25 protein-coding genes are annotated in these 25281 nt (G+C 38.5%); 17 read left to right on the top strand and 8 right to left on the bottom strand.

All coding sequences use genetic code 11. The features are described 5' to 3' along the window. Window positions 1-17 precede the first annotated feature (17 nt). The 5 genes from MKX78_RS23100 to MKX78_RS23080 all read right to left on the bottom strand — a co-directional run bounded on the left by MKX78_RS23100 (window position 18) and on the right by MKX78_RS23080 (window position 4963). Window positions 18-1976, bottom strand: a complete 1959-nt coding sequence (locus tag MKX78_RS23100) for an FtsX-like permease family protein (RefSeq protein WP_307316382.1) — start codon at window positions 1974-1976, stop codon at window positions 18-20. After that, window positions 1966-2727: an ABC transporter ATP-binding protein gene (locus MKX78_RS23095; RefSeq protein WP_307316384.1), complete on the bottom strand. Its 762-nt coding sequence runs from the start codon at window positions 2725-2727 to the stop codon at window positions 1966-1968. The genes MKX78_RS23100 and MKX78_RS23095 overlap by 11 nt, the downstream gene beginning before the upstream one ends. 100 nt (window positions 2728-2827) lie before the next feature. Beyond that, a complete protein-coding gene (locus MKX78_RS23090; RefSeq protein WP_307316387.1) occupies window positions 2828-3838 on the bottom strand; it encodes a sensor histidine kinase in 1011 nt (336 codons plus the stop codon). A gap of 1 nt (window position 3839) precedes the next feature. Next, window positions 3840-4526, bottom strand: a complete 687-nt coding sequence (locus tag MKX78_RS23085) for a response regulator transcription factor (protein WP_095371444.1) — start codon at window positions 4524-4526, stop codon at window positions 3840-3842. A 101-nt stretch (window positions 4527-4627) separates the two neighbouring features. Further along, window positions 4628-4963, bottom strand: coding sequence for a heme oxygenase (locus MKX78_RS23080; RefSeq protein WP_095371445.1), 336 nt, complete (start codon window positions 4961-4963; stop codon window positions 4628-4630). Between the two features lie 105 nt (window positions 4964-5068). On the opposite strand from MKX78_RS23080, the gene MKX78_RS23075 reads away from it, so the two are divergent. Beyond that, a complete protein-coding gene (locus MKX78_RS23075) occupies window positions 5069-5743 on the top strand; it encodes a GntR family transcriptional regulator (RefSeq protein ID WP_095371446.1) in 675 nt (224 codons plus the stop codon). A gap of 94 nt (window positions 5744-5837) precedes the next feature. On the opposite strand, the gene MKX78_RS23070 is transcribed toward MKX78_RS23075, so the two are convergent. Further along, complete coding sequence (locus MKX78_RS23070) at window positions 5838-6575, bottom strand: hypothetical protein (protein WP_341052568.1); 738 nt, start codon at window positions 6573-6575, stop codon at window positions 5838-5840. A gap of 555 nt (window positions 6576-7130) precedes the next feature. Between MKX78_RS23070 and phnG the strand changes: the two genes are divergently transcribed. The 12 genes from phnG to MKX78_RS23010 all read left to right on the top strand — a co-directional run bounded on the left by phnG (window position 7131) and on the right by MKX78_RS23010 (window position 17275). Further along, on the top strand, window positions 7131-7553 hold the full coding sequence (phnG, locus tag MKX78_RS23065) for a phosphonate C-P lyase system protein PhnG (RefSeq protein ID WP_307316397.1): 423 nt from the start codon (window positions 7131-7133) through the stop codon (window positions 7551-7553). Window positions 7554-7566: 13 nt separating this feature from the next. Further along, window positions 7567-8157, top strand: coding sequence for a phosphonate C-P lyase system protein PhnH (gene phnH / locus MKX78_RS23060; protein WP_095371449.1), 591 nt, complete (start codon window positions 7567-7569; stop codon window positions 8155-8157). Next, window positions 8157-9248 (top strand): carbon-phosphorus lyase complex subunit PhnI, encoded by a 1092-nt coding sequence (locus MKX78_RS23055; RefSeq protein ID WP_095371450.1) that lies wholly within the window; start codon window positions 8157-8159, stop codon window positions 9246-9248. Before phnH ends, MKX78_RS23055 begins: the two co-directional genes overlap by 1 nt. A gap of 5 nt (window positions 9249-9253) precedes the next feature. After that, window positions 9254-10120, top strand: coding sequence for an alpha-D-ribose 1-methylphosphonate 5-phosphate C-P-lyase PhnJ (locus MKX78_RS23050; RefSeq protein ID WP_307316401.1), 867 nt, complete (start codon window positions 9254-9256; stop codon window positions 10118-10120). Next, window positions 10113-10952, top strand: coding sequence for an ATP-binding cassette domain-containing protein (locus MKX78_RS23045; protein ID WP_307316403.1), 840 nt, complete (start codon window positions 10113-10115; stop codon window positions 10950-10952). The genes MKX78_RS23050 and MKX78_RS23045 overlap by 8 nt, the downstream gene beginning before the upstream one ends. Before the next feature lie 15 nt (window positions 10953-10967). After that, complete coding sequence (phnM, locus tag MKX78_RS23040) at window positions 10968-12173, top strand: phosphonate metabolism protein PhnM (protein WP_095371453.1); 1206 nt, start codon at window positions 10968-10970, stop codon at window positions 12171-12173. After that, window positions 12170-12880 (top strand): phosphonate C-P lyase system protein PhnL, encoded by a 711-nt coding sequence (locus MKX78_RS23035; RefSeq protein WP_307316405.1) that lies wholly within the window; start codon window positions 12170-12172, stop codon window positions 12878-12880. Before phnM ends, MKX78_RS23035 begins: the two co-directional genes overlap by 4 nt. Beyond that, window positions 12880-13710, top strand: a complete 831-nt coding sequence (locus MKX78_RS23030; protein ID WP_095373574.1) for a PHP domain-containing protein — start codon at window positions 12880-12882, stop codon at window positions 13708-13710. Before MKX78_RS23035 ends, MKX78_RS23030 begins: the two co-directional genes overlap by 1 nt. A 117-nt stretch (window positions 13711-13827) precedes the next feature. After that, window positions 13828-14853 carry a PhnD/SsuA/transferrin family substrate-binding protein gene (locus MKX78_RS23025; protein WP_307316411.1) on the top strand — a complete coding sequence of 342 codons (1026 nt, stop codon included), beginning with the start codon at window positions 13828-13830 and terminating at the stop codon, window positions 14851-14853. Between the two features lie 21 nt (window positions 14854-14874). Then, entirely contained in the window at window positions 14875-15636 is a 762-nt protein-coding gene (phnC, locus tag MKX78_RS23020; RefSeq protein ID WP_307316414.1) for a phosphonate ABC transporter ATP-binding protein, read from the top strand. Window positions 15637-15647: 11 nt separating this feature from the next. Then, a complete protein-coding gene (gene phnE, locus MKX78_RS23015; RefSeq protein WP_095371457.1) occupies window positions 15648-16436 on the top strand; it encodes a phosphonate ABC transporter, permease protein PhnE in 789 nt (262 codons plus the stop codon). After that, window positions 16436-17275 (top strand): ABC transporter permease subunit, encoded by an 840-nt coding sequence (locus MKX78_RS23010; RefSeq protein WP_307316416.1) that lies wholly within the window; start codon window positions 16436-16438, stop codon window positions 17273-17275. The genes phnE and MKX78_RS23010 overlap by 1 nt, the downstream gene beginning before the upstream one ends. A 27-nt stretch (window positions 17276-17302) precedes the next feature. Here the strand turns inward: MKX78_RS23010 and MKX78_RS23005 are convergent, their stop codons facing one another. Further along, on the bottom strand, window positions 17303-18472 hold the full coding sequence (locus tag MKX78_RS23005; protein WP_095373575.1) for an MFS transporter: 1170 nt from the start codon (window positions 18470-18472) through the stop codon (window positions 17303-17305). Between the two features lie 346 nt (window positions 18473-18818). Here MKX78_RS23005 and MKX78_RS23000 point away from each other — a divergent pair, with 346 nt between their 5' ends. Continuing rightward, entirely contained in the window at window positions 18819-20108 is a 1290-nt protein-coding gene (locus MKX78_RS23000) for an MFS transporter (protein ID WP_307316419.1), read from the top strand. A gap of 83 nt (window positions 20109-20191) precedes the next feature. After that, window positions 20192-21181, top strand: coding sequence for an ornithine cyclodeaminase family protein (locus tag MKX78_RS22995; protein WP_341052563.1), 990 nt, complete (start codon window positions 20192-20194; stop codon window positions 21179-21181). Window positions 21182-21230: 49 nt separating this feature from the next. On the opposite strand, the gene MKX78_RS22990 is transcribed toward MKX78_RS22995, so the two are convergent. After that, entirely contained in the window at window positions 21231-22718 is a 1488-nt protein-coding gene (locus MKX78_RS22990; RefSeq protein ID WP_095371461.1) for a peptide MFS transporter, read from the bottom strand. A gap of 724 nt (window positions 22719-23442) precedes the next feature. Between MKX78_RS22990 and MKX78_RS22985 the strand changes: the two genes are divergently transcribed. After that, window positions 23443-24618, top strand: a complete 1176-nt coding sequence (locus MKX78_RS22985; RefSeq protein ID WP_095371462.1) for a ParM/StbA family protein — start codon at window positions 23443-23445, stop codon at window positions 24616-24618. 10 nt (window positions 24619-24628) lie between these two features. Further along, window positions 24629-25210, top strand: a complete 582-nt coding sequence (locus MKX78_RS22980) for a hypothetical protein (protein WP_307316429.1) — start codon at window positions 24629-24631, stop codon at window positions 25208-25210. The last annotated feature ends 71 nt before the right edge of the window (window positions 25211-25281 follow it).

Here is a 25281-nt window from a genome sequence, read left to right as displayed (position 1 = left end):
AACGGTGCCCTTCTTAATTATAATGCATCTTTAATCACTTTCTTATAATGTAAAATTGCTAATAATCCAAAGATGGAATAAAGCACAGTATAGATAATCATGACAATAATAGTTGGTGTCATCATTTCTGTTCCGAACAAGAACCAGCCCGATTTAACAGCGAAGTAACTATGAGACAGACTGAGAACAAGTGGGATACCGAAAGTGAAAAACTGTTTCACGCAAATTCCTTTTAAGAGATCGTTCTGAGTATAGCCAAGCTTACGTAAAATCGTATAGCCATTCTTTTCTTCTTCCCCCTCATCCATTTGCTTAAAATAAATGATACAGCCTGAAGTGATTAAGAATGTAAGCCCTAAGAAGCCGGTAATAAATAATGTCAAACCGATAAATTCTTTCACACCTTGAAATTCTAATTGCAGGGACCAGGTATTTCGTTCGATGTCCAGCGTTTCGTATAGATCATTTGCTTTTACTACATCGTCCTGATTTTCCAGGTTGATTTTATAAAAAACGTTGCCTTGGTCTTTAAAAATGGTTTGTAAATCTGGATTCAATGCTTTTTGCAATTGCTTATATACTGTGTCATCGACGACAGCAGTAGGAGAGCCGCCAAATGTGAAATAAAATGGAATGACAGGTTCATCATTTAAACCAATAAGATCTAATTTATATTCATTTGCTGTTGTATGCATCACAATAGAGCTGTTTTCGTTTACATCCATGATAGAATCAAACATGGCAGGCCAACCAGTAAAGAATACTTCATTTGGCTTAACGTCTAAACCGTCTACATCTTTATCACTAACTACGGTCGATTCCATCTTCTGTACATCCATACCTGCTGATTCAGGATCCACAGATAGTTGAATCATGTCTGCCATATTAAAGGTAGTAACTACGATTTCCGTTGTTTCTTCTGTAAAAGCTATATTATGATCAGTGAATGCCTCTGTTAGCATGTTTGCTTCTTTTTCACTATTCGTAGAAAAATCTGCTAGTACACGTTCAAATGCGCTTTTTTCTGCTGAATAGAACTGAATATAGGATAAAGAGAGTAAACCGATAGCTAATGCCGATACGGTTGTTATTACCGTTAATAATAAGGCATTGGATTTCATGCGAAACATAATTGATGACAAAGAGAGGACATCTGTTATGTTAAGATAGCCGCCTTTACCATTGCGAATGACATTACCAATGAAAGTAATCGACCCACGGAAGAAAAGGTAAGTACCGATAATGACACTCCCAAGGATGAAAATCATGGCGAGAAATAATTCATTTATTGATGTAAAATTACCACTGAAAAGTTTGGATGATACATAATAACCTGTTGTAATAAAGCAAAGTCCTAATATTCCAATTACAATTTCTACAACCGTGACCCGTTTTACAGTTCCTTCTGTAGTTGCTTTTACTTTGAACAGTGATAGTATGCTCTGACGGTGAATAAAGAAAAGGTTATTTGCCATAATGAGTAAATAAATCACAGCAAAAACAATTAGCGTCTGTACTAACGCCTGGGATGAAAACTGTAATTCCGCTAATTCATCGATCGATATTAATTTAAACAGAATCATTAGCACAAACCTCGAGCTGAGAAAACCAAGAAAAATACCAATCATTAAAGAACTGAAATATAATAAGAAATTTTCAGCTGTAAGTAGACGGAAGATTTGCCCTTTCGTCATACCGATAAGTTGGAAGAGCCCGATTTCTTGCCCACGTCTTTTTATAAAAAGATTGTTAGCAAATAAGAGAAATACAGCAACAATTACGATGAGAAGGACAGATGCTGCCCGTATAGCTGCTGCACCTTTTATAGTACCGCTCGCCTCATCTAATGCAGGGTCATATTGTAATGTAACAAAGGCAAAATAAAGACTAGAGCTAAAAGCAAGTGCAAAAACATAAAGGTAATAATTCTTCAAATTCTTCTTTAAATTACGCCAAATGAGCAAATTAATGTTCATTTTGTACACCGCCCAGAATGGCTTGTGTCTTCATAATATCTTTAAAGAAATCTTGCCTCTTCTCATCACCTTTGTTCAATTGCGTGTAAATATGGCCATCTTTAATAAAAATCACACGACTACAGTAACTAGCCGCAACGGGGTCATGCGTGACCATAACAATCGTTGACTTCCTTGTTTCATTCAGTCGCGTTAATTTATTGAGTAAATCCGAAGCGGACTTCGAATCAAGAGCACCAGTCGGTTCGTCAGCAAAAATGATACTAGGATCATGTATAAAAGCACGAGCTGCTGATGTTCTTTGCTTTTGACCACCTGAAATTTCACTTGGGTACTTGTTAGCTAAATCTTCAATCCCTAATTCAGAGGCGATGTCAGAAAAGCGTTTATTGGCTTCAGTCCGTGATACTTTTTTGATTGATAATGGCAGTAAGATGTTTTCTTTTACTGTCAATGTATCAAGTAAGTTATAATCTTGAAAAATGAAGCCGAGATAATGTTTACGAAACTCGGCAAGTTGTCTTTCTTTCATTTTCGTCATTTCTTTGCCTTCAATACTAATTGAACCAGAGCTTAAGTGATCGATCGTCGAAAGGATATTGAGCAAGGTTGTCTTCCCTGACCCCGATGCCCCCATAATACTGACAAATTCACCTTGCTTTATATGCAGGTCCAAGCCTTTTAAAACTTCTTGTTTATTCCCTCTACTACCGTAGGTTTTATGAATTTTATGTGCTTCTAATATATTCATGTGAATGCTCCTTTTTCTAAGCTTACCTACATTGTAAAGGGATAGAGAGACTTTCTCCTTCGATTCAGCGAACAAAATATCATTGCGTGTGACATTATTGTCACTTCGTTGTCATTCTTATATCAACGAAATCATTCATTTTAGGGAATACAAGTGTTACTGTCGTCCCTTCATTTATGATTGAGCTAACTTGAATGTTTATTTTTAATGTATCAGCTGCTTTTTTGGCTAAATAAAGACCCATTCCTGTAGCTGCATGTCCTGCATGGTCAGCGGTTGAAGTGAAACCCTTGTCATATATACGCGGTAAATCTTTTTGTGAAATACCTTTCCCTTTATCTGAAATGGTGAGAACGTTAATGTCACCAAGTGCCTCCGATTCAATGGTAATTTCGGATGAGTGACTATATTTTACTGCATTAGATAAAATCTGCCTAATCACAAACCCAAGCCATTTACCATCACTTGTCACTTCTTTTACTGCGAGATCGAGTTCAAAACCAATTCCTTTTTGCATGCACCAAGATTGCAAGTCTCGTATTTCCCTAAATAATATTTCCTCAAGTGAGACCTTATCAATATAAAGATCATTTTCTAAAGTTGGCATACGTTTATGGTGAAGCTGTTGATCAAGCAGTAAATGAATGCGAAGCCACTCGTTAGCTAAAGCAGATTTCGAGCTTGGATGCTCTAGACGATCAATGATGAGTTTCATTGCTGTTAAAGGGGTCTTTACCTCATGAATCCACCGCAATAATTCATCTTTCTCTTGTTCAATCTCCAATTTGATCTGTTGATTTTCCATCTCTAATTGCTGCGTTTGTTTCTGAAGACTAGATTCAATGATTTTTTCAAAAGGTGAGCGGGCCTCTTCTAAATAGTGGAGATCAAGTCCAGGCGCCCAATTTTCTAATCGGCGGTAGTAGGAGACCTCTTTTATAAAACGCAAGAATAGAAAGATAATGAAAATAACCAGCAGGATCGCAACCATATAGAGGGTCGAATACATTGATAATCCAGGATCAATATAAGCAAATACAATGATAAGCATGAGAGAGAAGAGGAAGAGGAGTATCCAACTTATTCGTTCTTTTAAAAAAGTAATCACCATATTAATAGACCTCTTCCATTGCCATATAACCTTGTCCTACCTTTGTATGTATATGTTTGCCTAAATCAATTTCCTCCAGTCGTTTTCTTAGCCTGTTCACATTAACGGTTAAAGTATTGTCACTAATAAATCGCTCATCATCCCATAGAGCTTTAATAAGTTCATCACGGCTTAGTGTTTTATTTTTATGTTGAAGCAATTGTTTAAGAATAAACATTTCGTTCTTCGTTAAGGTAATCTCACCGTGTTCGTTAGAAACCGTATATTTTTCATAATCGATTTTAGCTCCATACCATGTTTGTAGTGTCTGAGAATCAGCCGTATAGTTATAGGCTCTTCTTAGTAAAGCTTGGATTTTTGCCACAAGTACATCGAAATGAAAAGGCTTTTGCACAAAATCATCTGCTCCAAGTTGCATAGACATGACCATATCTGTCGGATGATCACGAGAAGATAAGAAGATAATCGGAACGGTAGAATGGTTACGAATCATACGACACCAATGGAAGCCGTCATATTTAGGCAATTGAATATCTATGATTACGAGGTCAGGCTTAACCTCTGAAAATCGTTCAATTACTTTTGAGAAATCATCAATTCCATGCACGCTAAATGACCATTGTTCTAATCTTTCTCTGATTTCTCGATATAAGCTTTCATCGTCTTCTATAAGTAAGAGAGTAAACATCTTTTCACCACACTTGTTTTTCCATATATTATATTAAAAACGAAAGGGAGGACAACCTTCTGGAAAAAAAGAAGACCGTACAGCGACGATCTTCTTATCCTTTATTTTCCGATAGCTTCAACTGTCGTTGCTACTTTTCCGATAACGAGTTCGCTACCAAGCATTGGAGATTCTTTAGGCTCTTCCCCTTGTTTTGGTTCGGGGCGTTTATGTGCTTGTTTGAATATGTCACTTTCCTTCCAAGCTTGGAAGCTATCAAGGTCTTCCCAATACATATTCACATTCAATTCATCATGTTCTTCTAAGTTTTGTGTAATAACGGTTTCCACTTTAATGAAACCTTTCATTTCTTGTAGAGGACCTGGCTTGGTGAAGTTAGGTGCTAATCTTTCAGCAAAACCTTTTTTCATTTTAATGCGATTCGTTACGATATACATCATGATTCCTCCTTTTAGTGATCATGCTTTTATTATAAACTTACTTTCATCAATTCTGAAATTAAAGCCCTTCATTTGGTAAAATAAAGGTGAGAGGTGAGAGGGATGTATAGTGAAGCATTATTAATTGATGAATTAGTGAAAAGAATCATTGCAGGTGAGTATCTATCGAATGAAAAGTTCCCATCTGAAAATCAATTAGCAGAAGAGTTTCAGTTGCCAAGAATGACTGTGAGAAAAGCGTTACAACACTTAGAAGGTCGAGGCCACCTTTATTCAGTACGCGGAAAAGGGCGGTATTTAAAGCCTGAATCAGAAGCGATTCATTTACACTTATCGGGGGGCGAAAGTTTTACAGATAAAATGCTAGCCTCCGGTTATGATTTGCAAACTATAAATCTATTTTCCCCAGATAATGAGATAAATAAAGAGAACCAAACCTATATGTTGTCGAGACTTCGCTATATTAATGGGGAGCCAATTGCTATTCATCAATCGTATGTCAATACAGAGGTTTTCCCTACGATTAAAAAAGATGCGCCGAGAATTACATCCATGTTCGCCTATTACCGAGCTCATGGTTTTCATCACTTCACCAATAATGGAGCAGTATTAAGCGTACAATTCCCCTCCGCCTATGAGCAAGAGTTGCTTAAGTGCAATAATATCCTCCCACTTATTTGTCTTGAAAGTCATACCGTATGCGAAGACACTGAAAAAATACTAGAACGAACGTGCATTCTTTATAGAAGTGATAAATTTAAGTATCGGCTCCGTTAAAATGGGGCCGATTGCCTGGTGTTTAGATATATATTGCTAGAGAGAACGGTGAGAGAGGGAGAAAACATGATTTGCGCGCAGGTTATAGAAAAATCTACACCTTATTGCGCGATTCCATGAATTGCGCGTAATACAAAGCCAAATCTAAAAGAATGGTGCGTGTAGCTAAGATTTGCGCGCAGTACATAGTCAAATCCAAAAGAATGGTGCGCGAAATTAAGGTTTGCGCGCAGATCATAGCCAAATACAAAAGAATGGTGCGCGAAACTAAGGTTTGCGCGCAAGTCATAGCCAAATCCAAAAGGATGGTGCGCGAAATTAAGGTTTGCGCGCAGATCATAGCCAAATCCAAAAGAATGGTGCGCGAAATTAAGGTTTGCGCGCAGATCATAGCCAAATTCAAAAGAATGGTGCGCGAAACTAAGGTTTGCGCGCAGATTATAGCCAAATCCAAAAGAATGGTGCGCGAAATTAAGGTTTGCGCGCAGATCACAGCCAAATCCAAAAGAATGGTGCGTGAAACTAAGGTTTGCGCGCAATACATAGACAAATTCAAAAGGATGGTGCGCGAAACTAAGGTTTGCGCGCAGATCACAGCCAAATCCAAAAGAATGGTGCGCGAAACTAAGGTTTGCGCGCAGATCATAGTCAAATCCAAAAGAATGGTGCGCGTAATTAAGGTTTGCGCGCAGATCATAGCTAAATTCAAAAGAATGGTGCGCGAAACTAAGGTTTGTGCGCAGTACATAGTCAAATTCAAAAGAATAATGCGCGAAACTAAGATTTGCGTGCAATACAAAGCCAAGTCCATCATGCTCTTGCGCAAAACCATGATTTACACACAGTCTCAGTCTGAAACGTTCATTTAAGAATATACATTTTGATTGGATGAGTCTGACAACAGTTTGAAGGATACTGTCGCCACATTTATATGGAGATGCGGGCATAATCACGTTGTATCGTAGGGTGTACCAGCCTCTGATACTTCTGGCTTTTTTCGGCGAGTAATTAATTATACCCGTAGAGGCTCCATGTCAAAGGGTATCATGAAATTAAGGTCATAATTGAAATTTATTTCGAAACCAAAACGGAATATGGTAGATAATCGCTTGATAAGCGAGAGCAACCACCGACCACCGATTTACTCACCCTACTAACTGACAACCACATTAATAACCTCAAAAAAAGCAGCTCAAGCCCGAAACCAATATAGCTATATTCATTTTCAAAGACCCCTCACCACAAAACAAGGAGAGGGGTTTTTGGCAAGGGTTGATTCTATAAAGGTGTCCGCCATGTAAATCCTTATTTACACAATATTAAAAATAAATTAAAACACAACAGCTTGGCGCCAAGTTACGATGAACTTGCGAGAGGAGGTAGGGAGATGAATCGAAAAAGAAGAACAACGATTTTAGTGAAGGCGGGAGCCTCGTTGGCTAAGGAGATGGCGAGAGAGGTGACCGAACATTACGACGTAAAAGAAATAGTTGCACCGAGAAACGGTTTAACAATGCTGAAGGTAAGAGAAACAGCTAAGCAATCCCTATTTTATCTAGGGGAAGTATTAATGACGGAGACGATGGTAGAAATAGAGGGCAGCATAGGTAAGGGAATGGTCATCGGTCTAGAAGAAGAGTGGTCTCGTGACCTTGCCATCATTGATGCCGCTTATGGCGCAAAATTGCCAATTATAGCGAGATGGAATCAATTTCTCCAAGCGAAAGAAGAAGCAATCATCAATCAGGAAAATAAAGAGCAGGCACAATTAATGGAAACAAAAGTGTCCTTTGAAACGATGTCAATTTAAGGGAGTGAAAATAATGCCACTTGATTATGTCCATGACACACAAGCTGTGTTTCGCAAGGTAATGGATTGCATGGCGCAGCCTGGTAAAACAAATAGTTTAGCTAAGCAAATGATTCAAATTGACCATCCAATCGATTGCTATCATTCTACTTTTTTAACGATGGTAACCTTACTCGATAGCGAGGCAACTTTCCATATTAAAGGGAACCATACGCCACTCGTCCAAAGAATCTCTCAACTGACATTAGCCAAGCATGTGAAGGAAAGTGAAGCCGATTTTATCATCATTACAGCTGATTTACCACAAGCTGGTCTAATAAGCGCTATCCAATCGGCGAAAAATGGTAGTTTAATCGATCCCCAACTTTCTGCCACTATCATTATTGAGACCCCGAAGTTGTCATCAGGGCAAGAATGGCTATTATCAGGGCCAGGGATCAAGAAGGCTAAGCGTATAAAGCTCGCTTATTCTCAGACAATCAACCAAGCGCGTGAAGAGAAAAATCAAGAATTTCCGTTAGGAATCGATATCGTGATAACGGACCAAGTAGGTAAGCTTGTTTGTTTACCAAGGACAACAGTAATCAGTGAGGTGAGTAAGTAATGGGATATGTTGCCGTTAAAGGAGGGACAGAGGCTATCGAAGCCTCCATTGAACGCCTTCGTTATAACCGGCTGAAAGGTGAAAGGCATATAGAGATTGAAACAATTCTTGCCACGATGAAGGGCTTAGTAGATCAGGTGATGTCTGAAGCTAGTCTATATGCGCCTATGTTAGCTGCGTTGGCTATTAAACAATCGGAAGGGAATATGGAGGAGGCCGTTTTTACCTTGCGTGCCCATCGTTCGACATTACCACGATTGTATTATAGCGAAGCAATCCAGACAGAAGATATGCGCATTTCTAGGCGGATTTCTTCTAGTTTTAAAGATATTCCTGGTGGACAAATATTAGGAGCAACAACGGATTATACACATAGGTTGTTAGATTTTGATTTATTAATAGAGGATCAACAAGAAGAGAAACAATGGTTGCAGCATTATAAAGAAAGAATCGATCAGCTGAGAGAGCAGCCATCATCACAAATCTTCCCTAAAGTTGTGGAATATTTAAGGGAAAACGGTCTTGTGCAAACTTATGTAGATGATAATCGCGAGCCTTTTGATGTCACAAAGAAGAGCCTCCAATTTCCTGCCAATCGAAGTGCAAGGTTGCAGACATTAACAAGGGGACAGACAGGTGCAGTTATTTCTCTTGGTTATGCTTCTATGCGGGGATACGGTCAAGTTCATCCCAATGTAGGGGAGTTGAGGGTGGGTATGATGCCTATTCACATCTCATCTCCACATGAATGTGAGGAAGAGCAATATTATATAGGTGCTATTGAAGTGACAGAAGTGGAATCATTTGTGCCGGTAAAGGGCGCAAGTGAGGAAAGTGAAGAAGCCCTCGACTTTGAAATCGGCTATGGGATGTGCTACGGACAAAATGAGACAAAGGCGATAGCGATGAGTATTTTAGATCAATGCTTGCAGCACCCATCATCTGATTTTCCTACACATGACGAGGAGTTTGTTTTATTGCATATTGATTCCGTTGAATCGACAGGGTTCATTTCGCATTTGAAACTTCCTCATTATGTGACTTTCCAATCTAAGCTCGATCGTGCAAGAAAAGGACAGAAAGGAGAGTAATAATTATGACAAGACTCCATCATTTTGCTTTCTTCGATGAAGGCTCAAAAAAAGAGATTAGAAGAACAATCTTAAAAGCGATTAGTATTCCAGGATATCAAGTGCCCTTTTCTTCGAGGGAAATGCCTATCGCTAGAGGTTGGGGTACAGGTGGATTACAGGTGACGCTATCCATCATTGGCAAAGACGATGTATTAAAGGTGATTGATCAAGGATCAGATGAATCAGTTAATGCAGTCAATATTAAAAAACTAGTTGAAAAAACGACAGGCATTGCCATTACGGAAGGAACAGCAGAAGCAACGATTATTCAGTCAAGACATCGCATCCCTGAGCAGCCTTTAACAGAAGGTCAAGTGCTCGTCTTGCAGGTCCCTGCTCCAGAACCATTGCGGTCAGTAGAAAAAAGTGAAAGACAAACGAAAATTCTCCATGCGGAAGAAGAATACAGCGGTGCTTGGCTACAGTTATTTGAACAAATTATGAAATATGGTCAGACCAAAACAGGAGCGGACCACCCCGTCTATGTAGCTGACCGTTATGTGATGGCACCGAGTCCTATCCCCCGATTTGATAATCATAAAATGAATCATTCGGAAGCACTTATTTTATTAGGGGCGGGACGAGAAAAGAAAATCTATGCGGTTCCACCTTATACAGATGTCCGTTCATTAGCATTTGAGGATTACCCATTTACTGTCGAATCTTTCGTAGAACAAGCTTGTCATTTATGCGGGGCAACAGATACGTTTTTGGATGAGATCATAGATGCAGATAAAGATAAAGTGTATTACCAATGTAATGATTCTCACCATTGTTTAGCACAAGTAAATGGGGCGATTCAAGGAAAAGGGGATATAAGCTATGCGTGATAAACCTATCTTACAAGTCCAGCGATTAGAAAAAGTGTTTGGAAGAAGCTGTAGTCATTGTCAGCATCAAGATACGAGACAGTTAGAAAAGAATTTTTGCCCTTATTGTGGGACAGTGTATGCCTGTCGAAATATCTCGTTTGAATTATTTCCCGGGGAAATATTAGGGATTGTTGGTGAAAGTGGGAGTGGGAAATCTACGCTTATGCAATGTTTATATTTTGATGAGACTGCGACAGGTGGGGAAATGTTTATCAACCATGAAGATTTTAAGGAGAAAAACATTTTTGCTCTTTCTAATCAGCAAAAAAGATATGTGCGCAACCATATCCTCGGAATGGTTTATCAAAATCCAGCAAAAGGGTTGAAGATGGACTTTTCCTCTATTGGTAATATCGCTGAGAAACTCATTGCAGCAGGCAATCGCCATGTCGGTGAAATGGAGCGTGTCGGAACGGAATTGCTCGACAAGGTCCATCTTCCCCTTTTTAGAATGAAAGAAGAACCCAAGCGGTTCTCAGGGGGAATGCAGCAGCGTGTGCAAATTGCAAAAGCCCTTTCTAACTATCCCCCCATTCTTTTCTTAGATGAAGTAACGACCGGGTTAGACTTATCTGTGCAAGCCAGTGTCCTTGATTTAATTAAAACGATTCAACGTGAGATGGGTATCAGCATGATTGTGGTATCACATGACTTAGCCGTTATTCGTATGCTAGCTGACCGCACAATGGTGATGTTAAATGGAGAAGTAATTGAAAAAGGGCTAACAGATCAAATCCTTGAAGATCCTCAAGACGCTTACACACAACAGCTTGTTTATTCGTTGCTATAAAAGAGGAGGGTGCATATGTATATTATTCATAACGGTGTGATTGTACTTGAAGATAGAATGCTAGAAAAACATGCAGTATTAGTAGAAGAAGAACGGATCAAGGCAATTGTAAGAGAAGATGAACTCACTTCATTTACCAATGTTGAAAGAATAGATGCAAATGGGGGTTATATTTCTCCAGGATTTATAGATATTCACTCTGATTATATTGAATCTATCATCTCGCCGCGCCCGACAAGTATGATGAATGTCCAAATGGGCCTGCGTGAAGCAGAAAGGATTCTCATTGGACACGGGATTACAACGATGTTTCATTCACTTTCTTTCTACCGGGAGGATATTTTCACCCATAAGCCCATGCGCTTACCAGAAAATGTACAGAAATTAGTTGAAGCGATTACGGAGACATCCGAGCAGCAACATCTTATTCGCCATCGCCTACATGCTCGTTTTGAAATAGATAATCTGGAAGGTGTCGACCGTTTAATAGAGAACCTCCGTTCAGGTAAAATTCACCTGCTATCTTTTATGGATCATACACCAGGTCAAGGTCAGTATCGTAATTTAGAAGTTTTTCGTGAAACGATGCGTGGTTATCGTGATTTAACTGAACAGGAGTTAAATCGTATTATCCAAGACCGCCTATCTTCAAAAGTGATGACGATTGATATGATGAAAGAGATTGCTGAAATAGCGATAAGGCAAGGGGTTAGCATTGCTTCACATGATGATGACCATAAAGGTAAGATTGACCTCGTCCAATCCATTGGGACCACAATCAGTGAATTTCCAATTACATTAGAGGTTGCTAAAAAGGCGAAGCAGAGCGGTCTATATACAATCGTTGGGGCGCCCAATATCCTTTTAGGTGGCTCGCACTCAGGCAATTTATCTGCAGCAGAAGCGATTCGAAATCAATGTGCAGATATTTTATGTAGTGATTATTATCCATCGGCCTTACTCCATTCTATCTTTACGCTCCATGAAAAGTATGATCAGAACCTCCTAGATATGTTCCAAATGGTCACTTCAAAGCCAGCGAAGGCAGTAAACCTTAATCATGAAATTGGTTCTATCAAACCGGGCTATAAAGCCGATTTACTCATCATTGAGAAATTGGATGATGGTTTTCCAACAGTAACATTAACAATGGTTAATGGTGTTGTGATAACGACAACAAATTACCGAAAAAACCTGGCGATGGAGGAGGTAATACGATGACATTCTTAAAAATTGAAGGTCTGGAGAAGAACTTTCAAATTGTGCATTTAGGTCAGACGATTCATGCTGTGCAACAGTTGAACTTCTCAATGAACCAAGGTGAATTTATTGGGATCACGGGCAAAAGTGGCAGTGGGAAATCAACGATCTTAAAAAGTATTTATCGCACATATTTACCTGAAGCGGGGCGGATTTATTTTGACTCAGAGAAATATGGATGGATTGATCTGCAAAAAGCGTCAGAAAGGGAGATTATCTATTTACGAAAATATGAAATTGGGTATGTGTCACAATTTTTAAATGTCATGCCACGAACAACCGCCCGCGAATTAGTAGAGCAATCTGTTTTGGAGACGGGGCGGTCATTATTAGAAGCACAAAAAGAAGCAGAGGAAGTGCTTTCTCATTTTGAACTTGATCGCAAACTATGGGATACGTACCCTAATACATTTTCAGGTGGGGAAAAGTTAAGGTTAAACATTGCCATCGCAGCCGTTAAAAAGCCAAGGTTACTCCTTTTAGATGAGCCAACAGCAAGTCTTGATCAACAGTCCAAGCAAAAGGTGAAAGAAGTGATTCAAAAGTTAAAGGAAAGTGGGACAACATTGCTAGGGGTTTTCCATGATATCGAATTTATGGATGAATTATGTGATCATATTTTTGAAATGAGCCAGCAATCGTTCAAAAGGGCAGGAGCGTCCTTATGATGAAGGCGGATTTACATGTTCATAGCGGTTTTTCAGATGGCGCAGATTCCATTCAAGTGGTTATGGAAAAAGCTGCAGCGACCGGTATCACACATATTAGCATCGTTGACCATGATACGGTAAAAGGGCAAGGGGAAGCCTTGAAATGGGCAGAAACATATCAGATTCAGCTCATTCCTGGGATTGAAATTTCCGCATTTGATTTCAAAAGAAACCGAAAAGTACACGTACTAGGCTACCATTATGATGCTAACAAAGGGCATATTTTAGCATTATGTAATGAAGTGCTTAAGCGTAGACAAGCCCATTCCATTTGGCAAATTGGGCAAATTCAACAGCAAGGCATCCATTTGTCTATAAAAGCAATATCGCAAATCGCCTCACCCAGTGAGACGATTTATAAGCAACATATTATGGCGGCCATTACGTCAGAACCTTACGACTCAGAAGCATATAAAAAGCTGTATCGTTCACTGTTTAAAGGAGGGGGAGTAGCTGCTGGGGATATTGCTTATGTGGACGTATATGATGCCATTCGAGCGATTAAAGCAGATGGTGGATTTGCTGTAATTGCTCATCCTGGTCAACTTGATTCCTATGATCTGATTGAAGAGCTTGTAGATAGTCAGATTGGATTGGATGGTATTGAGCGTAATCATCCTGATCATAGTGAAGCGGATCACCAAAGAATTGATATCCTTATGGCAAGGTATGGTCTTCTTATGACAGGTGGTTCAGATTATCACGGTGCATTTGGTTCATCAGTCCGTATGGGGGACTATGAGTCGCCTATAAACCGATTGTTAACTGATTATTTGGTTTGTAAATGATTAGTGAAAGCCGGTATATTTCGTGTAAAAAGACAGTAAATTCAGTCTTTTGTTTAGATTATTATGCTTAAATAAAAGTGAAATAAGTTAAATCGTTTATAAAGGGAGTGAATGAAAATGGGTAAAAAATCATATGGTTGGTTGCTGCTTGTATTATTGACTTTGTTGCTTGGTGCTTGCTCAGAAGAAGGAAATAGCGAGGCTTCTTCAAGTGATGATGTTGTCGATATTGTTTGGTATCCAAGTGAATCAGGATCAGATATGAAATCATCAAGAGATGACATTGGTGAGGTAATTGCTGATGCAACAGGTCGTGAAGTGAAGCACCATTTAACAACGGATTATGCGATCTCTATTGAGACAATGGTAAATAACAATGCGGAGCTCGCTTTTATGGGTGCACAAGGTTATATAGAGGCGAAAGAGCGTAATGACGCTATTCAACCATTAGTTGTTTCAACAGGAGAATCAGGCACGTTAGACGATGCCGTTTATCATAGCTGGTTAGCTGTCAATGTTGATGATGTAAATAACTATAAAGAAAATGGGGAATTTTCTTTAGATACAATTGCCGATAAAAAAATGTCATTTGTATCAAATAGTTCCACATCAGGATTTAAAGTACCTGCCTCTGATTTGATTGCCCATTTTAGCGATAAAAGTTTAACAGAAGAAGATTTAATGGAAGGTGGCCCATTATTCTCTCAGGTATTGTTCGGCAATTCACATCAAGGGTCTGCGGTTAATTTGTTAAAGGGAAGTGCTGATGTAGCAGCTTTTTGTGATACATGTGTAGAAAATTATGTTGAGCTTGTGGAAGGCGAAGCGAATCGTCCGGGTTCGATTTATCGCGTAAAAGATAATGCAGCTGAGCCATTTAGTCTTGTTAAGGGTAAGGAATTTGTGCTCATTAGTGTCACGCCGGTTTTAAATGCACCTTTTGTTGGCAATATCGACCTTTTAGGGGAGGAAGGCTTCAAAAAGCTACAAGACTACTTATCAAGTGACGAAGTAGCAAATAATGAGAAAATCTTCGTTCCTGAGGGCTCAGATCAATCGGCTTTATTCTTTAAGTCTGGAGAAGAAAGATTGGTGCCAGTAGATGATGAATGGTTTAACCCGATAAGAGAGCTATCTAAGTAATCTATGAGGAGGCGAAATCCTTTGGCATTATTAGAAATTAGGGCACTAAATAAATCCTATCAAGGTCACCGTGTACTAACAAATATCGATTTTACTGTTGAAACAGGCGAATTTTTATCGGTTATTGGTCCATCAGGAGCTGGAAAATCAACATTACTGCGATGCATCAATCGCTTAGTGGAAGCGGATAGTGGCGAAATCCTTTTTAATGGGGAAAACATTCTTAAACTTGGCAGAAAGTCATTGAGAAAAGAAAGAGCCAATATCGGGATGATCTTTCAACATTATAATCTTGTCCCACGTTTAACAGTTATCGAAAATGTACTTCATGGGCGCTTCGGATATAAGTCGACTTTACAAGGAATGTTCGGTATTTTTAGTGAAGAAGAAAAAGAAAGAGCTTTCTATCTCCTAGAGAAGCTGGGAATCGCTGAACATGCTTATAAACGCTGTGACCAACTAAGTGGAGGACAACAGCAAAGAGTAGGAATTTGCCGCGCACTTATCCAAGATCCGAAGCTCATCTTATGTGACGAACCGATTGCGTCATTAGATCCTCATTCTTCCAAGGTCATTATGGATTATTTGAAGTCTATTACCGAAGAAATGGGTATCACTTGTATCGTTAACCTCCATCAAGTCGAAGTAGCCCAATCCTATTCGAATAGAATTATCGGTTTAAATAAAGGACATTTAGTTTTCAATGGGCCAAATAGACAATTAGACTCTCTTCACATTGGAGAAGTCTATGGGATGGATACAAGAGAGCTTATAACGGTATGAGGAAGGCGAATATGTTAACAGATCAAAAACGATTAAGTAGGAAATGGCAACATCTCTTCTTACTGATTATTGTTTGTTGCTTCACATGGTTATCGATTGAAATGGTCCAATTTGACTTTTATCAAAGCTTGTTAGCTATTCCAACAGCTGGTCTATGGATGGTTGAAAATTTATGGATTACGGGGGATACTTGGCGTGAGTTTCCTGACATTATGTTGAAATTGGTTGAAACCATTCTCATGTCAGTAGCTGCGACAACGATAGCGGCATTCATTTCTTTTTTCCTCGGAATATCGGGTTCAACAACGACGAGGCGTAATGGTTTAATGGCGGGTTTATCTAGAGGAATAGCTTCTGTCGCGAGAAATATCCCTGTCGTAGCATGGGCGTTAATTCTTCTACTCTCATTTGGACAAAACTCACTAACCGGATTTCTTGCCCTATTTGTTGGTACAGTTGGCTTTTTGACGAGAGCGTTTATGGAAACGATTGATGAAGTGGGCTTAAAGTCTTTTGAAGCCTTAACGGCGACGGGGGCCACATATTTTCAAGTAATCTCCAAAGCTGTTATTCCACAGGCATTACCACAAATGTTGAGTTGGATGTTGTTTATGATCGAAACGAATATAAGAAGTGCAACTTTGGTTGGTATTTTGACAGGTACAGGCATCGGCTATACGTTTGACCTGTATTATAAGACATTAAATTATGAAGCGGTTGCGCTGGTGACATTATTAATTATCCTTACAGTCATCGCCATAGAACTCACATCGAACCGTATCAGAAAGGTGATCTTATAATGGGTATAGCCTATATAAAGCGCAGTAAAACGGGTCGAATTAATATAAAGATAGGCAATAAGGTTGACTATACATTAAAAGCCGTTCTATGGAGCCTCGGCATTGTAACTGTTGTTGCCTTCCTTTTTTTTGACTATACCGGCTTTCAGTTAACTTCCGCATTAAAGGAGACAATGACCAATTTACAGACAATGTTCCTTACGCCAGCTTTGACTCACTTTTCTTGGGGTGAAGCGTTTTATCAAGTCGGTGTTACATTAGCATTAGCCGTTCTATCGACAGTAATTGGAGCCGTAATTGCCTTTTTCCTTGCATTATTATCAGCGGAAAACTTATCAAATCAAGGTGTAGCTAAAGTTATTAAAACGTATGTCGCGTTCATACGAGCGGTTCCAACGGTTTTATGGGTTTTGATTTTTGCGATTGCAGCTGGATTAGGGAGTACGGCTGCAGTTTTAGGGATGCTGTTCCATTCCGTAGCCTATTTGGTAAAAGCTTTCTCCGAATCATTTGAGGAAGTTGATAAAGGGGTGCTCGAAGCGTTACGGTCGACAGGTGCTGGCTGGTGGCAAACTATCGTTCATGCAGTTTTACCATCTACAATGACTTATCTTTTATCATGGACATTTCTTCGTTTTGAAATCAATTTTTCGGTTGCTGTTGCAATGGGGGCGGCCGCAGGGGCAGGTGGCATTGGCTTTGAACTCTTTATGGCATCGGGATTCTACTTTGATTTAAGAGAAGTTGGTTTCATCACCTATTGTATTCTCCTTGTTGCGATACTATTAGAGCTTGCGTCGACACAGCTCAAAAAACGCTATTTTCCAAGTCAACATTAAAAGGCTGCCTTACATAGACAGCCTTTTTTAAGCTTCAAAGCTTTTTTTACCTGGTGCTTTCATACGGTAAACTTGAAATAATAATAATGCACAAACGGAAAGAATCATTCCTGAAATATAAGGAAATCCAATCGAAACAGTAAATAATAACCCGCCGAGAGGAGGACCGAGTATTCGTCCTAAGGAATCAAAAGAGGATAAAAGCCCTGTTATATTGCCATGCGCTCCTTTTGCTGATTTTGTTAATAGACTTGACACTGCAGGTCTTATCGCGCCATTGCCCATTCCGAAAATCGTAAGGAAGATTGCAGCGGTTAAGAAGTTATCTAATGTTAAAATAAGCCCCATACCAATCACACTGACGATTATGCCCCCTTGAATGACTGCTCCTTCTCCATATTTCTTAGATAGCCTACCGACTAACCCGCCTTGAACAAGAGCAGAACCGAAGCCCATTATCATAAAAATGATACCTAGTTCTGTTGGCTGTAGTCCTGCTTTTTGAAAAGCAAAATAAGCAAAGGTAGCCTCTAATCCTGCAAGAGACAGGGATACGCACAGATTCAAGATAAATAAAATGGAGGTCGTGCCTTTAAACGCTTCCCAAAATGAAGGACGCTCTCTACCTTCGCCTGTACCTGTTGCAGGTAACGATTCTTTTAAAACAAAAAGGACGAAAAGACTCGTAATGAGCGAGAGAGTTCCTGCTACATAAAAGGGTGTACTTAAACTTGCTTGGGAAAATACCCCACCTATTGCTGGGCCAAATATAAAGCCTAAACCTGTTGCAGCGCCAATCATCCCCATGCCCTTTGCACGGTCTTCCTCTGTCGTGATATCAGCAACATAAGCCATCGCTGTTGGCATATTTGCTGCAGACAGCGTTCCTCCGATGATGCGTGCGACAAATAACATCCATAATTCACTAGATAAAGCCATTAGGAAGAACGAAAGTGAGAGGCCTAATATGCCGATGAGCATGACTGGTTTCCTGCCATAACGGTCAGATACACGTCCCCATAATGGTGCGAAGATAAATTGCATAAGTGAATAAACGGCCATTAATAAACCTAATTGCGAGGGGGTTGCCCCAATTTCTTCTGCATAGAATGGTATAACCGGAATAATGACACCAAATCCGGACATAACGAGAAACATAACAGCAAACAAGATAGGTAAAGCTTTTTTCTTTTCGATCACAAAAGTCACTCCAATACTGATAACAGCTCTATAACATAAATATCATAAGGGCAGAGAAAAAGAAAGTGCTGTAGGAAATCAAAGTTATATACCTCTATTATGTCCAGTAATGAAGGATTTAGTGCAGATAATAAGAAGTATCTATTAATTATTATTCTTATAAAGTGATTTGGTGAGAAAATCTTTTACTAGCATAGCTTCTTGGGCATTCAGTCTATTATGAACCAATTAAATAAGTTAAAAGAACTTTTTTTAGAAAACTATAGATTTTTTTGTATAAATATACTATTATATTGAAAATACAATATTTTGATATTTCTTATAATTATAGGGAGGTGCTAGAATGAGTAAAGCTCAGAATAGAAAAGTATTAATTGCTAGCCTTGTTGGAAGCTCGATTGAATGGTTTGATTATTTTCTCTATGGTACGGTTGCTGCTCTTGTATTTAATGAATATTTCTTCCATAGTGATGACCCAACAGTCGGCTTAATGTTAGCATATGCTTCATTTGCGTTAGCATTCTTTATTCGACCACTAGGTGGAGTAATCTTCAGTCATATTGGTGATAGGGTAGGAAGAAAGAAAACATTAGTATTAACATTAACCATTATGGGTGGATCTACTGTATTAATGGGCTTCTTACCAACGTATGAAACCATTGGTGTCATGGCACCTATTCTGCTGATTATTCTTCGTCTTATCCAAGGAATTGGACTCGGAGGAGAGTGGGGTGGAGCTGTTTTATTAGCTGTAGAATATGCCCCAAAGGAAAAACGTGGATTATTCGGTAGTGTCCCACAAATGGGGGTAACTATCGGTATGCTTCTTGGAACTATTGCGCTGTCTATTATGACATTATTACCTGAAGAGCAGTTTCTATCATGGGGTTGGCGTGTTCCGTTTATCATGAGTGCATTACTCGTCTTCTTTGGTCTTTGGATTCGTAAAGGAATCGATGAAACACCATCGTTTAAAAAGGCACAAGAAAGTGGAGAGATTGCTAAAATACCAATTGTTGAAACATTTAAAACGTCTTGGAGAGAAGTACTCATTTCAGTAGGAGCAAAAGTAGTAGAAACCGCGCCGTTTTATATTTTCGGTACGTTTATCGTTTCATATGCAACGAGCGAATTGGGCTTTACAAGAACAGCGACCCTAAATGCAGTGACAGTAGGAACCATTGTTACAACTATTCTTATTCCTATCATGGGGAGTCTTTCTGATAAGATCGGTAGGAAGAAACTCTATATTGGTGGTACAATAGCAATGGCTGTTTTTGCTTTCCCTTATTTTTGGATGTTACAGCAAGGAACGGTTACTTGGCTTGTCATTGCAACTGTATTAGGATTAGGGATTGTCTGGGCACCGATTACAGCCGTCTTAGGCACAATGTTCTCAGAAATTTTTAAATCAAATGTTCGTTATACGGGTATTACATTAGGTTATCAAATTGGTGCTGCGGTAGCAGGTGGAACCGCGCCATTAATCGCTACAGCATTACTGGCCTACTTTAATGGTTCCTATGTACCGGTGGCATTATATATTATATTATGTGCTGCGATTTCTCTTATTGCCATGATTGCTGTACGTGAAAAAAGTAAACAAGAATTAGATCAAGATGTAGCCATGTAGTAGATTGTTAATTTAAAAAGCTCGGTACGTCATCGTATCGGGCTTTATGAGATGTGGTCAATAGTTGTAAGGGAGATGTTTTTATGCTTGTTTTATCAGAGAAAGAAATTAAAACATTATATGTAATGAAAGATGCGATTGAGGATATGGAAGCAGCACTTGTTGCTCATCATCAAGGTAAAATCGCGAGTCCACAAAGAACTGTTTTAGATATTCCTTCAAAAAAAGCATCGGCATTATATATGCCTAGTGCAATGGAGACAATGAAGAAAGCTGCAGTAAAAATAGTCACAATCTTTCCTGAGAACCCTAAAGAAGGGTTAAAAACAACCCAAGGTGTCATCTTGTTATCAGATACAGAAAACGGTACACACGTGGCTTGTCTGAATGCATCTTATTTAACTAGATTAAGAACGGGAGCGCTTAGTGGCGTCGCAACAAAATACTTAGCAAAAAAAGACGCAAAATCTGTTGCCGTGCTTGGTTGTGGTGCAATGGCAGAGGAGCAACTACAAGCTGTATGCGAAGTCAGAAATATTGATCATATATATTTATATAACCGTACAAGGGAAAGAGCGGAGAACTTTTATAACCGAATGAGAGAGATCCTGCCAAATTATAAAGGGAAAGTGGAAGTGGTAGCAGATCCTGATGATGCTGTGAAACGGTCTGATATTGTCAATTGTAGTACACGAGCAGTGGAACCAATATTCAAAGGAGCTAATTTGCAGCAAGGCACACATATCAATGGCATTGGATCCTATTTACCTAATATGCAAGAAGTGGACGTTGAAACATTAAAACGAGCGAGTAAAGTGGTTGCTGATACGATAGAAGGTGTAAAAGAAGAAGCTGGTGACTTTATTATTCCTAATAATAAAGGTGATTGGCATTTTAATGAGCTACATGGAGAGCTTACAGAATTAGCAGCACATACCATTAAGGGAAGAGAATCAGACGAAGAAATTACTTTCTTCAAATCTGTTGGAGCTGCTTATTTTGACTTAGCAGCTGCAGCAGCTGTATATGATAAAGCAAAAAAACAGGGAATAGGTACAGAAGTAGAGGTTTAAGCAAAAGAAAAAAGATGAACCGTCGTATAGGTTCATCTTTTTTATGAATTTATTTAATTCCTCGCATTTTTTTCTGGATTTTTGGTGCAACCAAGAAAAGGACGATTGAAAGGACAATGGATAAACCACCAATAATACCGAAGTAAAGTACTTCTGTTTCAGCTGAATAAAATCTAACCACTTGTGCATTGATGGCTTGAGCTGCTGCACTTGCTAAGAACCAAAGGCTCATTGTTTGTGCAGAGAATGCAGTTGGAGCTAGTTTTGTCGTTGCTGATAAACCAACTGGTGATAAACAAAGTTCACCAAGTACAACAATAAAATAACTTAATACTAACCAAAGTGGACTTACTAATGCACCTTCTGAAGCGAAATATCCAGGTACAAGAATAACGATAAAAGAAAGACCTGCAAATAGTAATCCGAGAGAGAACTTTTGTGGAATCGTAGGTTGACGATCTCCAAGCTTTACCCATAACCAAGCAAACATTGGTGCCAATACAATAATGAATAAAGGATTAAGAGATTGGAACCATGCTGGGGAAATAGTAATTCCCATAAATTCTAAATCCGTACGATTGTCTGCATAGCTGGCTAAGATTGTTGAACCTTGCTCTTGAATTGCCCAAAACATAACTGCTGCAATGAACAAAGGTATATAGGCAATTAATCTTGAGCGTTCCACATCTGTCGTTTTCTTACTTCTGTACATAACAGTAAAGTATATAATTGGAATTCCTACTCCTAAAATTCCGACAATAAAGACAAGACTTTCAAATGTTAAATATCCAGTAGGAATACCTACAGCAACTAGAATAGCAACAATAAGAATACCTAATCCTATTTGTGTAAATACTCGTTTCTTTTCATTTGGTGCTAATGGGTTAGGTACCTGAGTACCTGCTAGACCTAAATATTTTTTCTTAGTTACTTGGAAAGTGACTAATCCAACAAACATACCAACCGCAGCCACACCAAATCCAAGATGGAAACTTGTATCCATTAGTGAACCAACGATTAGAGGAGAAAGGAAACCACCCAGGTTAATTCCCATATAGAAAATACTGAACCCTGCATCACGGCGACTATCATTTTCGCTATATATATCGCCTACAACACTTGATACATTAGGCTTTAATAAACCAGTTCCCAAGACAATTAATACCATGGATACAAAGAACATGGCAACGCTTCCAGGAATAGCCAATGCGATATGTCCAAGCATAATAAGGATTCCGCCATAGAAAATAGCTTTAGAAGTACCAAATATTCTGTCAGCGAACCAACCGCCAATGATTCCAGACATGTAAACAAGTGAACCATATATAGACATTATAGATAAAGCCGTTGTTTGACTAAGACCTAAACCGCCTTGTGAAACTTCATAATACATGTAGAAAACAAGGATGGCTCTCATTCCATAGTAGGAAAAGCGCTCCCAAAATTCAGTGAAAAATAGTGTGAATAAACCTTTAGGATGTCCAAAAAATCCCTTCTGAGGCACACTATCGACAATACGTTGTTTGTCGTCAGACATATAACTTCCTCCTTTTTTTACTTATACTATAATAATGTTTTTCAGATTTTTGTCAAATCAAAGATAAGTATATTTTAGCCATATAAACGTATAAATATTGATTTAATGGGAATGATCCTTTTTTTAAAAATTATATTAAGATTATTCTGATAATGAAATAATATGTTTTTAGGTACAATTATAATAGGTGAACTTTATCAAAAATTCTAATCATGTTGATTACATTTCAGGAAATTTTGATAATTATATGTGAATTCCGAAGACCCACTAGCGGGAACTATAAACCATTGATAGTATTTTCTACTTAAATGATTCTGATACTATCTTTTATTCACTTCCAATAGACCTCCCTAAGGGCATGATAGTATCGTTCCCTTTAATATTTTTTATAAACAAATTAAGAGGTAGGGAGGTTTATGTTTACATGTATTCTGTAATTGAATACATGTAAACGAAATAAGTATGCAAGTTTACGTTATTGTTTACGTATGATAGTTCTTATGTGTACAAGTATGCAAAAATGTATACATGTTGATATATCAAGGTGTGTGCGAGTTTTGTCTTTTTGTAAACATTAAAGTATACAAGTATGCGTAATTTTGCTGTTTGTTTACGTTTTTACGATTTGGTAACTTTTCTCCCTGTTTCATTGCTTAATACTTCATTCTCTATTACTCTTAAACTATTAACTCAAATTTATGAGAATGAAAGGGTTGGATAAGAGATGACGAATGCAAGAATTGCGGCTGTCGATGTTGGTAATGATTCGCTTAAAGCTATTTTTGGTAAGGTAGAGAACGAGCTTAATTTACCGAATGTCGTAGCAAGAGATATTGAGGATAGACCAGTCATTGGAATTGAAGAGCTAAATAGTAAGGATCCGCTAGATGGCATACATATTCGTGTCCACTCCCCTGCTTTGAAAGAGAATAATGCAATCTATCGTGTGGGACATTTAGCAACCAAAAGTGATAACGCGTCAGAGCTTGATCCAGGCAGTAGTAAATCTGAAGAAGATCAAACATTGGTCATGTTATTTACAGCATTGGCATTGGATGCAGTTAACGAAGAAAAAGGAGCTACATTTAAGAGATCTGGTAATGTGGTTGATGCGAATTATTTATTAGGTACAGGACTTCCATTGAGAGAAGCAAAAGAAGGTAAGGATTCGGGTTATCGTTCTAAATTAATGGGTTCTGTTCATCAAGTTGAATTTTTAATTACACCTAAATACCAAGGGATAAAGGTTAATATTAAATTTGATGATGTTAAAGTATATCCTGAAGGCTTTGCTGCATTCATTAATTTGGTGATGGACAATCAATTAAATATTATTAATAAAGACTTAATAGATAAACGCATACTTATTCAAGATATTGGTGGTTTATCAACAGATATCGCTGTCATTAAAGATCGAAATGTGGATGATGATAAAGCTCAGGGCTTTAATTTAGGTGTGTCTGAATCTTTAGAAGCGATTAGAGAAGAAATAAGATCAAAACATGGTATAGAGCTTGATAGTCGCCGCGATGTCGTGGAGATTATTACAAGAAAAAACAATCGCAACCATATTATGGTTAAAGGTAGCCGCACAAGCGTTCATGACATTACAGATCGCATTCTTTTAGACTTAGCGAAGAAGCAATATCGTTTATTAAGAAACGTATGGCAAAAAAATTCGCAAACTGAGATATGCTATTTTGTTGGTGGTGGTTCCATCGTCCTAAAAGATTACCTCAAGACATTGAATAATAATTTAGATGGCTTTAACATCGACTTTTTTGAAGATGAAAAAGAAAGCATTTGGATGATGGCGAATGCCTATTATAAATTGGTTGCAGATTATGCAAGAAGAACAAACAAAGATAAGCAGGATAAGAAACCTGTTAAATCAAACTAGGTGAGTTTTGATGAAAAAACCAGCTTCTTCGGAATTGAAAAGGGGTCAGTCAATTTCATTCCGAATACCATCCGATACACCAGATTATTTACTAAAAGAGCTACAAAGGTTAAAAACAACAGAGAGAAGAAATTTTTCTAGTAAGGTTGCAGAAATTGTCCTTGCGGGAGTCAATCAAAATAAGAGTAATGAGAGAGAAGCTATTACGATTCCACTTCCGAAACACTTAACAAAGGTTCAAAAGGATTGGCTAAAACATGAGCATTCTGAGGCACTACTCGGAAGTATTGTGTATCAGCTTATTTCCGACCCACTCAGAGCCACAGCGTTATTAGCCTCTTTAAATAGTAGCTCAGCTAATATCGATGAAGCATTATATTTGCAAGAAGAATCAGGAGTTACCCCTGTTGATGAATGGCAGGAAACTGCTGCTGCGGAAGAACCTGCTGACGATGCGACGTTTGAAGATGAACTAGATAGTTTCGATTGGAATCAAGCGAAGAAAAACGAACCAGAAACACATAAGGAAGAAGCCGAAGAAGAAGATATTGATGATTTATTAGGTGGTTTTTTGTCACATATGAATAAATAGCAGGAAGGTTGCCGACGTGGGCAACCTTTTTGTTATTTTTAAACCCATGTTGGGTGGGGCTGTGAGGACAA

Origin of the sequence: Cytobacillus sp. FSL R5-0569 (genome assembly GCF_038007265.1) — a bacterium.
GTDB classification, from domain to species: domain Bacteria; phylum Bacillota; class Bacilli; order Bacillales; family Cytobacillaceae; genus Cytobacillus; species Cytobacillus kochii.
This window is presented reverse-complemented; position numbering and strand designations above follow the sequence as displayed.

Excerpts from the sequence above, each read along its gene's own strand:
- MKX78_RS23100 (WP_307316382.1), bottom strand. The coding sequence starts at position 1,976 with ATGAACATTAATTTGCTCATTTGGCGTAATTTAAAGAAGAATTTGAAG.
- MKX78_RS23095 (WP_307316384.1), bottom strand. The coding sequence starts at position 2,727 with ATGAATATATTAGAAGCACATAAAATTCATAAAACCTACGGTAGTAGA.
- MKX78_RS23090 (WP_307316387.1), bottom strand. The coding sequence starts at position 3,838 with ATGGTGATTACTTTTTTAAAAGAACGAATAAGTTGGATACTCCTCTTC.
- MKX78_RS23085 (WP_095371444.1), bottom strand. The coding sequence starts at position 4,526 with ATGTTTACTCTCTTACTTATAGAAGACGATGAAAGCTTATATCGAGAA.
- MKX78_RS23080 (WP_095371445.1), bottom strand. The coding sequence starts at position 4,963 with ATGTATATCGTAACGAATCGCATTAAAATGAAAAAAGGTTTTGCTGAA.
- MKX78_RS23075 (WP_095371446.1), top strand. The coding sequence starts at position 5,069 with ATGTATAGTGAAGCATTATTAATTGATGAATTAGTGAAAAGAATCATT.
- MKX78_RS23070 (WP_341052568.1), bottom strand. The coding sequence starts at position 6,575 with ATGGTTTTGCGCAAGAGCATGATGGACTTGGCTTTGTATTGCACGCAA.
- phnG (WP_307316397.1), top strand. The coding sequence starts at position 7,131 with ATGAATCGAAAAAGAAGAACAACGATTTTAGTGAAGGCGGGAGCCTCG.
- phnH (WP_095371449.1), top strand. The coding sequence starts at position 7,567 with ATGCCACTTGATTATGTCCATGACACACAAGCTGTGTTTCGCAAGGTA.
- MKX78_RS23055 (WP_095371450.1), top strand. The coding sequence starts at position 8,157 with ATGGGATATGTTGCCGTTAAAGGAGGGACAGAGGCTATCGAAGCCTCC.
- MKX78_RS23050 (WP_307316401.1), top strand. The coding sequence starts at position 9,254 with ATGACAAGACTCCATCATTTTGCTTTCTTCGATGAAGGCTCAAAAAAA.
- MKX78_RS23045 (WP_307316403.1), top strand. The coding sequence starts at position 10,113 with ATGCGTGATAAACCTATCTTACAAGTCCAGCGATTAGAAAAAGTGTTT.
- phnM (WP_095371453.1), top strand. The coding sequence starts at position 10,968 with ATGTATATTATTCATAACGGTGTGATTGTACTTGAAGATAGAATGCTA.
- MKX78_RS23035 (WP_307316405.1), top strand. The coding sequence starts at position 12,170 with ATGACATTCTTAAAAATTGAAGGTCTGGAGAAGAACTTTCAAATTGTG.
- MKX78_RS23030 (WP_095373574.1), top strand. The coding sequence starts at position 12,880 with ATGAAGGCGGATTTACATGTTCATAGCGGTTTTTCAGATGGCGCAGAT.
- MKX78_RS23025 (WP_307316411.1), top strand. The coding sequence starts at position 13,828 with ATGGGTAAAAAATCATATGGTTGGTTGCTGCTTGTATTATTGACTTTG.
- phnE (WP_095371457.1), top strand. The coding sequence starts at position 15,648 with ATGTTAACAGATCAAAAACGATTAAGTAGGAAATGGCAACATCTCTTC.
- MKX78_RS23010 (WP_307316416.1), top strand. The coding sequence starts at position 16,436 with ATGGGTATAGCCTATATAAAGCGCAGTAAAACGGGTCGAATTAATATA.
- MKX78_RS23000 (WP_307316419.1), top strand. The coding sequence starts at position 18,819 with ATGAGTAAAGCTCAGAATAGAAAAGTATTAATTGCTAGCCTTGTTGGA.
- MKX78_RS22995 (WP_341052563.1), top strand. The coding sequence starts at position 20,192 with ATGCTTGTTTTATCAGAGAAAGAAATTAAAACATTATATGTAATGAAA.
- MKX78_RS22990 (WP_095371461.1), bottom strand. The coding sequence starts at position 22,718 with ATGTCTGACGACAAACAACGTATTGTCGATAGTGTGCCTCAGAAGGGA.
- MKX78_RS22985 (WP_095371462.1), top strand. The coding sequence starts at position 23,443 with ATGACGAATGCAAGAATTGCGGCTGTCGATGTTGGTAATGATTCGCTT.
- MKX78_RS22980 (WP_307316429.1), top strand. The coding sequence starts at position 24,629 with ATGAAAAAACCAGCTTCTTCGGAATTGAAAAGGGGTCAGTCAATTTCA.